Origin of the sequence: Marinobacter zhanjiangensis, from assembly GCF_014651935.1 — a bacterium.
GTDB classification, from domain to species: domain Bacteria; phylum Pseudomonadota; class Gammaproteobacteria; order Pseudomonadales; family Oleiphilaceae; genus Marinobacter; species Marinobacter zhanjiangensis.
In genome coordinates this window covers 254164-267585 of sequence record NZ_BMXV01000001.1, presented here as the reverse complement: position 1 = coordinate 267585, position 13422 = coordinate 254164, and the positions used below count along the sequence as shown (strand labels likewise).

General features: G+C 62.7%; 14 protein-coding genes. 2 read left to right on the top strand and 12 right to left on the bottom strand.

The genetic code is table 11. From position 1 onward, the window contains the following. Positions 1–20 precede the first annotated feature (20 nt). The 12 genes from IE079_RS01210 to IE079_RS01155 all read right to left on the bottom strand — a co-directional run bounded on the left by IE079_RS01210 (position 21) and on the right by IE079_RS01155 (position 10958). The gene (locus tag IE079_RS01210) at positions 21–797 is read right to left on the bottom strand and encodes a ferredoxin--NADP reductase (protein ID WP_189571619.1); all 777 of its coding nucleotides are present in this window, start codon (positions 795–797) and stop codon (positions 21–23) included. Between the two features lie 41 nt (positions 798–838). Next, positions 839–1846, bottom strand: coding sequence for a YeiH family protein (locus IE079_RS01205; protein ID WP_189571616.1), 1008 nt, complete (start codon positions 1844–1846; stop codon positions 839–841). Then, complete coding sequence (locus tag IE079_RS01200; RefSeq protein WP_189571614.1) at positions 1843–2172, bottom strand: DUF971 domain-containing protein; 330 nt, start codon at positions 2170–2172, stop codon at positions 1843–1845. Before IE079_RS01200 ends, IE079_RS01205 begins: the two co-directional genes overlap by 4 nt. A gap of 179 nt (positions 2173–2351) precedes the next feature. Further along, the gene (gene fdxA, locus IE079_RS01195) at positions 2352–2675 is read right to left on the bottom strand and encodes a ferredoxin FdxA (RefSeq protein WP_189571612.1); all 324 of its coding nucleotides are present in this window, start codon (positions 2673–2675) and stop codon (positions 2352–2354) included. 72 nt (positions 2676–2747) lie between these two features. Beyond that, positions 2748–3707 carry a HEAT repeat domain-containing protein gene (locus tag IE079_RS01190; protein ID WP_189571611.1) on the bottom strand — a complete coding sequence of 320 codons (960 nt, stop codon included), beginning with the start codon at positions 3705–3707 and terminating at the stop codon, positions 2748–2750. An 8-nt stretch (positions 3708–3715) separates the two neighbouring features. After that, positions 3716–3949, bottom strand: coding sequence for a 4Fe-4S dicluster domain-containing protein (locus IE079_RS01185; RefSeq protein ID WP_189571609.1), 234 nt, complete (start codon positions 3947–3949; stop codon positions 3716–3718). A 44-nt stretch (positions 3950–3993) separates the two neighbouring features. Continuing rightward, positions 3994–5730: a fumarate reductase/succinate dehydrogenase flavoprotein subunit gene (locus IE079_RS01180; RefSeq protein WP_227712232.1), complete on the bottom strand. Its 1737-nt coding sequence runs from the start codon at positions 5728–5730 to the stop codon at positions 3994–3996. Between the two features lie 9 nt (positions 5731–5739). Beyond that, entirely contained in the window at positions 5740–6483 is a 744-nt protein-coding gene (locus IE079_RS01175) for a GntR family transcriptional regulator (protein WP_189571607.1), read from the bottom strand. A 71-nt stretch (positions 6484–6554) separates the two neighbouring features. Continuing rightward, positions 6555–7436: an ABC transporter ATP-binding protein gene (locus IE079_RS01170; protein ID WP_189571605.1), complete on the bottom strand. Its 882-nt coding sequence runs from the start codon at positions 7434–7436 to the stop codon at positions 6555–6557. Continuing rightward, a complete protein-coding gene (locus IE079_RS01165) occupies positions 7433–8365 on the bottom strand; it encodes an ABC transporter permease (protein WP_189571603.1) in 933 nt (310 codons plus the stop codon). The genes IE079_RS01170 and IE079_RS01165 overlap by 4 nt, the downstream gene beginning before the upstream one ends. 55 nt (positions 8366–8420) lie before the next feature. Further along, entirely contained in the window at positions 8421–9782 is a 1362-nt protein-coding gene (locus IE079_RS01160) for an ABC transporter substrate-binding protein (protein WP_189571601.1), read from the bottom strand. 270 nt (positions 9783–10052) lie between these two features. Next, positions 10053–10958, bottom strand: coding sequence for a LysR family transcriptional regulator (locus tag IE079_RS01155; protein ID WP_189571598.1), 906 nt, complete (start codon positions 10956–10958; stop codon positions 10053–10055). A gap of 133 nt (positions 10959–11091) precedes the next feature. On the opposite strand from IE079_RS01155, the gene IE079_RS01150 reads away from it, so the two are divergent. Continuing rightward, a complete protein-coding gene (locus IE079_RS01150; protein ID WP_189571595.1) occupies positions 11092–12597 on the top strand; it encodes a CoA-acylating methylmalonate-semialdehyde dehydrogenase in 1506 nt (501 codons plus the stop codon). Positions 12598–12612: 15 nt separating this feature from the next. Then, positions 12613–13386: an enoyl-CoA hydratase gene (locus IE079_RS01145; RefSeq protein ID WP_189571592.1), complete on the top strand. Its 774-nt coding sequence runs from the start codon at positions 12613–12615 to the stop codon at positions 13384–13386. The last annotated feature ends 36 nt before the right edge of the window (positions 13387–13422 follow it).

Below are 13422 nucleotides of genomic sequence, written 5' to 3'. Positions count from 1 at the left end.
AACTGGACATAAGCCTTCTCCTATTTTTCCACAAAGGCACGTTCGATGACGTAGTCACCGGGTTCGCCCTGCTGGGGTGAGCCCTTGAACCCCAGGCTATCGAGCATGGAGGTCATGGAATCCAGCATGGCCGGACTGCCGCAGAGCATGGCCCGGTCGGTCTCCGGGTTGAGCTGGGGCAGGCCCAGGTCTTCCGCCAGTTTGCCGTTCTCGATCAGGGTGGTGATGCGGCCCTGGTTGCGGAAGGGTTCGCGGGTGACGGTGGGGTAGTACACCAGTCCCTCCCGGATGTACTCGCCCAGGAACTCATGGTTGGGCAGCTCTTTGGTCAGGTAGTCGTGATACGCCAGCTCACTCACCTCGCGCACGCAATGCACCAGGATCACCTTGTCGAAGCGGTCATAGGCTTCCGGGTCACGGATAATGCTCATGAATGGCGCCAGCCCGGTGCCGGTGCCGAACAGGTAGAGGTTCTTGCCTGGGTTGAGGTCATGCATCACCAGGGTGCCCACGGGCTTGCGGCTGATGAACAGGTCGTCGCCCTCCTTCAGGTGTTGCAGGCGGGAGGTCAGCGGGCCGTCCGGCACCTTGATGCTGAGGAACTCCAGGTACTCGTCGTGGTTGGCGCTGGCGATACTGTAGGCCCGCAGCAGCGGCTTGCCGTCCACCGGCAGGCCGATCATCACGAAGTGACCGTTTTCGAAGCGCAGGCTCTGGTCACGGGTGGTGCGGAAACTGAACAGGGTGTCGTTCCAGTGATGAACGCTGATAACGCTTTCTTTTCCCAATGCAGCCATGATGTTTCTCCTTGGACAGTGATTTTGCGAATCAGTGGTAATCAGGATGAATAAAGGGCCAGGGTGGCCATGGCGCTGATGATCAGCAGGCCGCTGAGACTTGCCAGCAGCGCCATGGGGCGCCAACCCTGGGCGATAATGGCGCCGAGGCTGGTGCGCATGCCCAGCGCCGCCATCACCACCAGCAGGCAGGCGCCGGAGGCGGTCACCAGCAATTGGCGCAGCTCTTCCGGTAGCAAGCCCAGGCTGTTGAGCGCGAACAGCGCCACGAAGCCCAGCAGGAACCAGGGATGGTCAGCGGGGCCCGAGCTACGGTCATTCAGCAGTGCCCCCAGCAGCAGGATCAGCGGTGCCAGCAGGGCCACCCGCAGCAGCTTCGTGAGGGTGGCGATGTCCCCGGCGCTGTCGGACACCAGGTAACCGGCGCCGGCGGCCTGGGCCACGTCGTGAATGCTCGCGCCCAATAACAGGCCGGTATGAAGCTCACTGAACCCCAGCCCTGAAAACAACGGCGGAAGTAGCAGCATGGACAGCGTGCCCAGACCGGTAACGCCCACCACGACCCCCAGGAGGCGCCGCTCCTCCAGCTTGCCCTGGGGAATCACGGCAGCCACAGCGACTGCCGCTGAAACCCCACAGATCGCCACGGCAACCCCGGCCACCAGGCTCTGCATGCGGGGCAGGTTCAGCCAGTGCCCCAGCAACAGCGCACTGCCGATGGTCAGGGGCACGCAGCTGAGCACCACCAGCAGGGGCAGGCTGCCCACAGCCATCAGTTGTTCCGCGCCGATGCGCGCACCCAGCAGGGCAACGCCAATCCGTAGCACCGGGCGGGCACAGAACTCCACCCCGGGGCGCATGCGCTCGTCACTGGCCTGGCTGGCAAAGCCGAAGCCCAGCAGCAGCACCAGTACCAGCGCCGGGGCGCCGTAATGCTCCGCCAGGAAACTGCCCGCCAGGGCCACCACCACGCACAGGGCCGCGCCCGGGTAGCGCCGTTTCAACGGCACCGTCCACGGGTGATCCAGGGCGCGCAGGCTAGTGTTCATGACACCTGCTCACACAGCTGGCGCAGGTAGGACCAGGGATAGAGCCCCCGGTTGTGGCCGTCGCTGAAGTGGAACTGCATGGCACTGACACCGTGCACATTCAGGTTGTCGATGCCGATGTCCGCGTCGATCAGGCTGATGGCGCCCTTCTGACGGGCATTGCTACAGCTGGAACAGGCGCAGGACTTCCTCAGTACCAGGCAGCTCAGCTGGCTTTCCAGGCCGTCGGGCCAGGTGATTTCCACCATCTTCTGTTTGCCGCGCAGGCGGACCTGGCTGGGTGCTTCTGTCCTTGTGTCGGTTTGGGCAAGGGCTTCAGCGGTCATGGCGTTACTCCTTCAACATCAGTAGTCGGTTTTCGGATAGCAGGCTCAGCGGGTGCTTCCGGCATCTGAACCGTGTTCACCGGTATCTCCAGGGGTCGGGCGCTGCTCTGGCTGGCGGTCATGAGTGCGACCAGTACCGCCAGCGTTTTCAAACTCGTTATGACAAGTTGCGGCATCAGTTAACGCTCCAGAAACTGCAGCTTTTCCCCCTGATCAATCCACTGCTCGGCTTCCGGCAGGGGAGTGCCAGCCTCGCTGATCACTGGCCACACCTGGGCCAGTTCGGCATTGAGTTCGATAAAGTGGCGCTGGTCGTCCGGCAGATCGGACTCCTCGTAAATGGCGTCCGCCGGGCACTCCTGCACGCACAGGCTGCAGTCGATGCAGGTTTCCGGGTTGATCACCAGGAAGTTCGGGCCTTCGTGAAAGCAGTCCGCCGGGCACACGTCCACGCAGTCGGTGTACTTGCAGCGGATGCAGTTTTCGGTGACAACAAAGGTCATGGATTCTCTCCTTTGCAGAGACAGCCAGTGGCCGCCCCGACCAGACCCACAAGATCCGGTCAGGGCAGACGCTCAGGCTGCGTTGTCCAGTTTCGACATCGCCCAGCGGGCCAGCTTGCGCACGTCCGGGTCCGGGTCGTCCATGGCACTTTGCACGAAGGGCAGGCCGTCGCTGTGGCCGATGGTGCCCAGGGCGCCGATGGCGGCCTTGCGCAGGTTGCTCATGGCATCCTGGGAACACTCCCCCAGTACCGGAATGGCCTGTGCGGAACCCAGCTTGCCCAGGGCATCCACGGCCTTTTCCCGCACCTGCCAGAGCTCGTCCCGGGTGGCATCCATCAGCGCCGGCAAGGCGGCCTGGTGGTCCAGCTTGCCGATGCTGTTGGCGGCCTCGCAGCGCACCTGCCAGTGGTCGTCGGTGAGCAGGCCGATCAGGGCCTGGCCCACCTGCTGCGGGCTGGCATAGACCAGGGCGCCGGTGGCGGCCCGGCGCACTTCCGGGTCCTCGTCGTGCTGGGCAGTTTCCACAAGGGCAGGCAGGTTTTCCGGCTGCTTCAGCCAGCCGATCACCCCCACCGCTTCCCGGCGCACCACCGGATCGGTGTCGCCGAGTCGTTTCAGGGCCGGGCGTTGCGAGCCCGGGTGGCGCAGCGGCTTGAGGGCCCGCAGGATGCCGGCCACCACGAATCCATCGGAGCTGGAGTCCAGTGCCTCCAGCAGCGGCTCGGCCACGGCGGGATCCTTGAGGTCCGCCAGGGCGTGGGCGGCGGCATTGCGCACCACCTCGTCGTTGTCACCCAGTGCGGCGATCAGGGCGTCGGCCATGTCCTCGGCTTCGAACTCGTCCACCACCTTGGCGGCTTCCTGGCGCACGGCGGTGTCGCTGTCCCGCAGGGCAAGCAGCAGCAGTTCCACCGCTTCCGGCTCACCGGAGTCCACCAGGTCGAGCACACCGACACGGCGGATGCCGGGGTCATCGGAGGCCAGCTTGACGGCGATGGCCTGCAGTTCGGGGTCGTCGTAAGTCTTCATGGCTCACCTCAGCTCAGCAGGTAGGGGATGTTGACGGTGACGGCATCCGTGGGGCAGTCCGCCTCGCAGGGCATGCAGTACCAGCACTCGTCGTATTTCATGTGGGCCTTGCCGGTGTCCTCGTTGATCCACAGGACATCCAGGGGGCACACATCAATGCACACGGTGCAGCCCTTGTCGGCGATGCACTTGTCTTCGTCCACGGTGACCGGGACGGTGGAATGATGATTGGCGATAGGCATGGTCGTTTCCTCTCTTGTTTCTTGAATTTGAAAGCCGTTATGAATCAGGCGTTGGCGGCTTTCTGGACCCGCAGCTTGTTGTAGGCGTCCTTCTCTTCACCGAGGGACACGATGTAGTCGGCAATGGGCCGTTTGCCGCTGGCCATGTTGCCGTTCTCGTCCTTGTACAGGCGGGTGTGGCAGAACCAGTCCTCGTTGTTCTGTTCCGGGCAGTCCACCCGGTAGTGGTAGAGGCCCCAGCGGGATTCAGTGCGGTACAGGGACGCCCGGGCTGCCATCTCGGCGCAGTCGATAATGGACTGCACTTCCATGGCCCGGAGCAGTTCATGGGGGTCGCGGGCACAGAGCTTGTCGACGTCCTTGCGGACGTTAAGGATGCGTTCCAGACCGATCTCCATCTTCTTGGTGACCTTGGGCGGCTGTAGGTAGTCGTTCACCAGCCGGCGCACCTTGTACTCCATCTGCTCCGGAGGAATGCCATCGGCCCGCTTCATGGGCGCCTGGATGCGCTCCAGTTCGGCAACGATAAAGTCCTCATCCAGCTTGATGTCACCGCGGGTCTTGACGAACTCCGCCGCGCTTTCACCACAGATCTGGCCGTACACGAAGGCCCCCAGCATGTAGTTGTGGGGCACGCTGGCCATATCGCCGGCGCCATAGAGGCCGGGCACGGTGGTGGCGCCGGTTTCGTCGGTCCACACACCGGAGGCGGAGTGGCCGGAGCAGAAGCCGATCTCGGAGATGTGCATTTCCACCATGCGCTGGCGGTAGTTCACATTCCGGCCCTCGTGGAAGCGACCACGGCTGGGGCGCTCGTTGGTGTGCAGCACGGTCTCGATTTCCTGGATGGTTTCCTCCGCCAGGTGATCCAGCTTGAGGAACACCGGGCCGGTGCCGGATTCCAGTTCCTTGAAGAACTCCAGCATCATCTGGCCGGACCAGTAGTCGCACTCGATGAAGCGCTCACCGAAGGCATTGGACGTAAACCCGCCCAGGGGGCCGGTCACATAGGCACAGGCCGGGCCGTTGTAGTCCTTCAGCAGCGGGTTCACCTGGTAGCACTCCAGGTTCGCCAGGTCGGCGCCGGCGTGGTAGGCCATGGCGTGGCCATCACCGTTATTGGCCGGATTCTCGTAAGTGCCGAACAGGTAGCCGGACGTGGGCAGGCCGATGCGGCCGGCGGCGCCGGTGGCCATGATCACCGCCTTGGCGCGGATGATGATGGGCTCGGCGGTGCGGGTGTTCACCCCGATCATGCCGGCGATATTGCCGTCCGGGTCCTTCAGCAGCCGGGTGGCGGTGTAGCGGTTTTCAATCTCCACCCGGTTGCGGCGCAGACGGCGGTAGAGGATCTTCTTGACGTTGTGGCCCTCCGGCATGGGCAGCACGTAGGTGCCCAGGTGGTGCACCTTCTTCATGTCGTAGTCGCCGGTCTCGTCCTTCTGGAAGTGCACGCCCCAGGAGTCCAGCTTCTCGATCATCGGGAACGACCGGGTGGCATAGGCCATCAGCGCCGGCTGGTGGACGACACCATCGTTGGCGATGGTGATTTCCTTCACGTACTGCTCGGGCGTTGCGTGGCCCGGCACCACGGCGTTGTTGAGTCCGTCCATGCCCATGGAGATGGCGCCGGAGCGTTTGACGTTGGCCTTCTCCAGCAGCATGACCTTCAGGTTCGGGTCCTGCTCCTTGGCGGTAACCGCGGCCATGGGGCCGGCGGTGCCGCCGCCGATAACCAGTACGTCGGTGTCGATTACGGGAATGTCGTTGATCTTCATCATCAGGTGCTCCTATTTCCGGTCGATCCGGAATTGGTATTTGAAGGAATCGCCGCGATAGCAGAGGTATTCGAAGTCGATGGGCCGGCCGTCCCGGTTATGGGTCAGGCGTTCCACCCGCAGGATGGCTTCGCCGGCCCGGAGGTTGAGGTATTCCCGGGTTTCGTCATCCGCGAGGATGGCGTCCAGGCCGATATCGGCACCGCCCAGGGGCAGGCCGAAGAGGTTTTCCAGCATCGGGAAGATGTCGCCGGACAGGTCGAGGGCGAACATCTGCCGGCCCACATCCAGAGGGAAGTAGCTGTTCTCGATGCAAACCGGCTCCCGGTTCAGGTAGCGCACCCGCTTCACTTCCACCACGTCGTCACCGGCGTGTAGGTCAAGCGCTGCGACCACGGCCTTGGGGGCCTTCATCTGCTGGATGCTCAGCACCCGGGCGGAGGCCTCGTAACCCTGAGCGGCCATGGCCTCGCCGAAGCCCTCCAGGCGTTGCACGTTCTGCACCGCCTTGGGCTTGCTGACGAAGGTGCCCTTACCCTGGGCCGAGAACACCAGACCTTCGTTGTGCAGGTCCCGCAGGGCCTGGCGGATGGTGATCCGGGACACGCCAAAGGTTTTCATCATGGCGTTCTCGGAGGGCAGCCGCTCGTGGAACTGGTACTGGCCCTCGAGGATCTGCCGCCGCAGGCTGTCGCGAATCTGCACGTAGAGCGGCAGTGGCGAATGCCCGGCCATCAGTTGGGTGGCGTTGTTCATCGTGTGCCCTCCCGCTTGTCATGACAGGTCATGGCGAGTGCAGTCGAAGTCGGGTCAAAGAGGTTCATGGTTTACCCCGCCTTGTTCTGCTGCTGGAACGCGTTGAGGGTTTCCTGGCGGATCAGCTCCAGGCATTGGCGCTTCAGGTCCATAAACTCCGGCGTAGTGATCAGGGACTGCTCCCGGGGTCGGGGCAGCTCGACAGGAATGTCGGCGATGATCCGGCCAGGGCTGGCGCTCATGACCACAATGCGGTCGGAGAGGAACACGGCCTCGTCGATGTCGTGGGTGACGAACACCACGGTGTTGTGGAACTCGCTCCAGATCTCCAGGAGGTTCTCCTGCATCATGGAGCGGGTCTGGGCGTCCAGGGCGCCGAAGGGCTCATCCATCAGCAACACGCTGGGGTAGTTGGCCAACGCACGGGCGATGCCCACCCGCTGCTGCATACCGCCGGACAGGGTGTTGGGATAGGCGTTCTCAAACGCCGCCAGACCCACCAGTGAGAGGAAGGTTCGGGCGATGCTGGACGCCTCCGATTTGCTGGCTCCGGCCATCAGCGGACCAAAGGCCACGTTTTCCTTCACCGTTTTCCAGGGGAACAGGGAGTGCTGCTGGAACACCATGCCCCGGTCCGGGCCCGGTTCGGTGACCGGCTTGCCATCCACCATCACTTCGCCCTGGCTGGGCTTCACGAAACCCGCCACGGTGTTCATCAGGGTGGATTTGCCACAGCCAGAGGGGCCCAGCAGACACAGGAACTCGCCCGGACGTACCGTCAGGCTGGCGCTCTGCACGGCCATGTGGGGGCCACTGGCGGTATCGAAGACAATGTCCACGTCCCGCACCGAGATCCGTCCCCGGTCCTCGCCGGTCTTGTTCCCCTTGCCCTGCAGGCGGCTGTGGTCCAGCACCGCCAGTCGGTTGTCGTTCATCATCGCTGCATCACTCATGACTGACCTCCTTTTACCTGCCACTTGAGCAGCGGGTTACAGGCCTTGCGGATCAGCAGCGTGCACAGGGTGCCCAGGCCACCGATGGTGAGCATGCCGATGATGATCTGCGGGTACTGGATCAGGGTGTAGGAGTTCCAGGTGTAGTAACCAATGCCGTACTGGCCGCTGATGATTTCCCCGGCCAGCAGGGAGAACCAGGCCACGCCCATGCCGATGGCCAGCCCCGCCACGATGGACGGCATGGCCCCGGGCAGCACCACATGCCAGAGGATGGCCCGGTTGCTGGCCCCCAGGCTGCGGGCGGCGCGGATCAGCACGCTGTTGGTCTGCTCCACACCATGGATGGTGTTCAGCACCACCGGGAACAGGGCCCCCAGAAAGGTGATGAAGACGATGCTGGCCTGCTCGGTGGGCAGCATCAGGATCGCCAGGGGAATCCAGGCCACCGCCGGAATGGGCCGCAGCAGCTCGATGTAGGGCAGGATGATGTCTTCCGCCCATTTGGAACGGCCCATGGCTACACCCAGAACGACGCCGATCACCACGGCCAGGCCGTAGGCAATGGCCACCCGTTGCAGGCTGTGCATGATGTGCAGGTAGAATTCCTGGCCACCCAGTTCCGTCATCAGCGCTGAGCCCACGGCGGTGGGGGCCGGAATGTTGTCGAAGTTGATGTAGACGTTGAACCCGTTATCGGATGCCAGTTGCCACAGGACCACCGCTGCAATCAGTGCCACCACCCGTACCAGATAGCGGCTGCCGGTGGTGCGGAACCACAGGCCGGTGGGCGAGGGACGTTTCGTTGCTGTCGGGGTGTTGGCAGCGGGCCGTGGCGTTTCCGGCGCCGACACGGACGGCGCGGGAGTCGCCTCTGCGACGGCCTCCGGCCCCGTGGTTTTCAATGCTGCGTTGCTCTTGCTGTCCATTGTCTGCTCCTCGGACCTTGCCGGGCGGATACCGCAGTACCCGCCCGGGAGTGGGTCACTCAGCCATGGCGACGGCACTGTCCCCGGTGATCAGGGTGCCGCCGTTTTCAGCGATGAACTTGTCGGAGTCGGCCTTCTTCAGGAAGGCCACGACCTCACCATCGGTGCCGCGCACCAGGTAGGCCGCCTTGCCGAACAGCTTCAGGCCGGTGAGGTTGTCGTAGACGTAGGTGGCGTTGATGTTGCCGACCGCTTCTGACTGGGCTGCCAGCATGTCGGATACGCTGTCGTAGGTGACGATGCCCTCGTCGGCGAACCAGATTTCCGCAGGCTTGAGGTCCGGGTTATTGGGCTCGGTATCGACAACAGTGCTGACCAGGGCCTCGTAGTCCATATCCATGGTTTCGTAGGCGTTACGCAGGTAGCTGTCGTCCAACCAGCGACCGAAATCCAGGTCGGGGATGCCCACTTCCCGCTGCAGCAGGGCGTGGTCGTATTCCAGAGCGTCGACCCATTCCGGCTTGACGCTGGCTTCGAAGGTGGTGATGCCACCCTCGCTGAAGTAGAGGTAGAGCACCTCTTTCTCCACGCCGGTCCATTCGGATACTTTTACCGCCGCTTCCATGGGGTCGTCCTGGATCCACTTCTGGGCTTCCAGGGTGGCGGTCAGATAGCCCTCGACCACTTCCGGGTATTCATCGGCGAAGTCCTTGCGCACCACGGTGCCGTGGAAGGTGGGGATCTCGGCTTCACTGCCGTCGTAGATCTTGCGGCCAGTTTCCCGGTACTCCATGATTTCCGACCAGGGGCAGAAGTCGGCATGGGCGTCGATGCGACCCGCCTGAATGTTGGCGGCGCCCACGGGTGGGCTCTGGTTGACGATCTGCACCTTATCGCTGAGGCCAGCTTCACTCAGGGCCTTCAGGGTCATGCCCCAGGCAGCGCTGCCTACCGGTACGGAAAGCTGTTTGCCTTCCAGATCCGCCAGGCTCTGGGCATCGGAGTCGATGGGTACCACGATGCCGTTACCAGTGCCGCGCAGGTTGTAACCGGTAACCGCGATAAAACGGGTTTCCTGCTTGCCGGTTTCCTGGAACTTGGCGCCATTGACGATCAGGGGGTAGTCCCCCATTACCCCGAAATCCAGCTTGCCGGCCAGCATCTGGTTGGTGATGGGCGGGCCGGAATCGTAATCCCGGTAGATGATCTCGTAATCAACGTCTTCGTATTTGCCGGTAGTGGGCAGGTGCTTTTCCAGCAGCTCCAGTTTCTCAAGGATGATGCCGCCAGGGATGGTGTTGGTCACCATGCTCTGGTGGCCGATACCGACGCGGATGGTTTCTGCCGATGCGCCGGCCGCGAGGAGCGTCAGCGAACTGCACAGCGTAATTGTTGCCAGTGTTTTTGAGTCTCTCATCGTTCTAGCCTTCCTGGTTGGTCCACTTGTACTAACAGGTCATGATGCCTGCCAGTGATGTTGCAGTCGGCGTGCCAGAAGCGGATTGGAAAGCGCTAAGTCGAGGGATTCAAAAAGATTATTGGCGGGTCATGAATGGCGATAATGAAAAAATGAACAGTGCTGTCATCGCCCGGATTTGGTGCGATGGTGACAAAACGGTTCCAGACCGGCGCAGGGGTTTCGCAGGGGCCTATAACAAGTAGTGCAAGTGGTTAGCAGGGTATCTGCTCATTGGCCGGCAGAGGGTGTCGCCATCAACCGGCCCCGATTCTCCTCGGCCCGCTCCCTCAGAAAATCCCAGGTCACCCGCATACGGGCGATGTGGCGCAGTTCTTCCGGCATCAGCATCCAGAAGGTCCGGATAAAGCGGATCTGATCCGGCAGGACCACTTGCAGGCGGTCATCGATGTCGGCGGAGAAGGCGGGCAGTATGCCGATGCCAGCGCCGGTGGCGATGGCTTCCTGCTGGGCCAGTACGCTGGTGCTGCGGATGTTGACCTCGCCGGAGCCGGCGATTTCGTTCAGAAACAGCAGCTCCCGGCTGAACACCATGTCGTCCACATAGCTGACAAACCGGTGCTTGCCGAGCTGGTTGCGGTGACGGATGGGACCGTGGTTCTCCAGGTACTCCCGGCTGGCGTAGAGCCTGAGCACATAGTCGGTGAGTTTGGTGACGATGAACGGCCCCCGTTCGGGGCGCTCCAGGGTGATGACAATGTCCGCCTCATGGCGGGACAGTCGCAGGGCCCGGGGCATGGCCAGCAGGTCCAGGTGCAGGTGAGGGTAGCGGCGGATGAGGTGGCCCAGTTCCCGGCCCAGCATGATGGTGCCATAGCCTTCGGTGGCGCCGATGCGAACCTGGCCGGAGAGCTGCTCGTCCGCTTCCGGCAGGCTCTGTTCGATGCGCACGCTGGCGCTTTCCATCTGCTCCACCTGGGGCAGCAGTTGTCGTCCCGCTTCGGTAAGGCTGTAGCCGGTCTGCTCGCGGATGAACAGGGTCATGCCCAGGCTTTTCTCAAGGGCGTGGATGCGCCGTGACACGGTGGTGTGGTCCACGCCCATACGGCGGGCTGCCGCTGTCAGCTTGCCGGCCCGGCTCAGTTCCAGGAAGAATTTCAGGTTGTCCCAGTCCATTTATTGCTCACCTTGTGCATTTTTGCAGAACGGCGTTGCATCAAGCGCCATTGTAGCTTTGAAAAATGCACTGCTACTATCCGGGGAGCGTCATTTTTCAAAGTCACTACAAGAACAACACCGGAGAGCCCCCATGAGTACACAGGTGCCAAGCGTCAAACTGCTGATTGACGGCGAATTTGTTGAATCGAAGACCAGTGAGTGGCGGGATATCACCAACCCGGCCACCCAGGAAGTGCTGGCACGGGTGCCTTTTGCCACGACGGAGGAGCTGGAGGCCGCGGTCAGTGCGGCGAATGAAGCCTTCAAAAGCTGGCGAAAGACACCCATCGGAGTCCGTTCCCGTATCTTTCTCAAGTACCAGCAACTGATCCGCGAGAATATGAAGGAACTGGCGGCCACTCTCACCGCCGAGCAGGGCAAGACGCTGCCCGACGCGGAAGGGGATGTGTTCCGGGGGCTGGAAGTGGTCGAACACGCGGCCAGTGTTGGCACGTTGCAGATGGGCGAGTACGCCAACAATGTGGCCGGTGATGTGGACACCTACACCCTGCGCCAGCCCATCGGTGTCTGTGCCGGCATCACCCCGTTCAACTTCCCGGCCATGATTCCACTGTGGATGTTCCCCATGGCCATCGCCACCGGGAATACCTTTGTGCTCAAGCCGTCAGAGCGTGACCCCATGGTCACCATGCGGCTGGTGGAACTGGCCGTGGAGGCGGGCATCCCCAGGGGCGTGCTCAACGTGGTCCATGGCGGCCCGGATATGGTGAATGGCATCTGCGATCACCCGGATATCAAGGCGGTGTCGTTCGTGGGCTCCACCCCGGTGGGCACCCATGTGTATAACCGTGCCTCCGAGGCGGGCAAGCGGGTGCAGTGCATGATGGGCGCCAAGAACCACGCGGTGGTGATGCCCGATGCCAACAAGGAACAGACTCTCAATGCCCTGGTGGGCTCCTGCTTTGGCGCCGCCGGCCAGCGCTGTATGGCGGTGTCGGCCCTGGTGCTGGTGGGCGAGGCCCGAAACTGGCTGCCGGAACTGGCCCGCCGGGCGGAGAAGCTGAACGTCAATGCCGGTACCGAGGATGGCACCGATATTGGCCCGCTGATCACACCCCAGGCACTGGAGCGGGTGACAGGCCTGGTCCAGCAGGGTGTCAGTGAAGGCGCCAAGCTGGTACTGGATGGTCGTGATGTCAGCGTGCGGGGATACGAGAAAGGCAGCTTCATCGGGCCTACCCTGTTCTCCGGTGTTACCCCGGACATGGCCATCTACAGGGAAGAGATCTTCGGGCCGGTGCTGTGCGTGCTGGAAGCGGAAACCCTGGATGAGGCCATCGACCTGGTCAACGCCAACCCCAACGGCAACGGTACCGCCATTTTTACCCGCTCCGGGGCCGCGGCCCATCGTTTCCAGGAGCATATCGACGTGGGTCAGGTGGGTATCAACGTGCCCATTCCCGTGCCTGTGCCCTACTTCTCCTTCACCGGTTCCCGGGGTTCGAAGCTTGGTGACCTGGGCCCCTATGGCAAGCAGGTGGTGCAGTTCTACACCCAGACCAAGACCGTCACCTCCCGCTGGTTCGATGAGGACGAGCAGGTCGGTTCCGTGAATACCACCATCAACCTGCGGTAGGCGAGGAGACACGTTATGGCTTATGACACGATTGTTACCGAGGTGAAAGGCCGGGTTGGCCTCATTACCCTGAACCGGCCCAAGGCCCTGAATGCCCTCAACAGCCAGTTGATCGAGGAACTGAACCTGGCGCTGGATGAGTATGAGCGCAACCCGGATATCGGCTGCATCGTGCTGGCCGGCTCCGAGAAGGCCTTTGCCGCCGGCGCCGACATCAAGGAGATGTCGGTACTGGAATACCCCCAGATCTACCTGGATGACTTCTTCGCCCAGGCGGACCGCATTGGCCAGCGCCGCAAGCCGATGATTGCCGCCGTGGCCGGCTTCGCTCTGGGCGGCGGCTGTGAGCTGGCACTGATGTGTGACTTTATCTACGCCGGCGATAACGCCCGTTTTGGCCAGCCGGAAATCAACCTGGGTGTGCTGCCGGGGATCGGTGGCACCCAGCGCCTGACCCGGGCCCTGGGCAAGGCCAAGGCCATGGAAATGTGCCTCACCGGTCGCCAGATGGATGCGAAGGAAGCGGAAACCGCCGGCCTGGTGGCCCAGGTTTTCCCGGTGGACCAGTTGCTGGAGGAAACCCTCAAGGCCGCCACCACCATTGCCGAAAAGTCCCTGCCCAGCACCATGATGACCAAGGAAGCCGTAAACCGGGTGTTCGAGACCAGCCTGGCGGAAGGTGTGCGTTTCGAGCGGCGGATCTTCCATGCCATCTTTGCCACCCATGACCAGAAGGAAGGCATGAATGCCTTTGTGGAGAAACGCAAGCCGGACTTCAAGCACCAGTAAGCCAGCAACGCCCCGGACAACAACAAAATTGGAGGC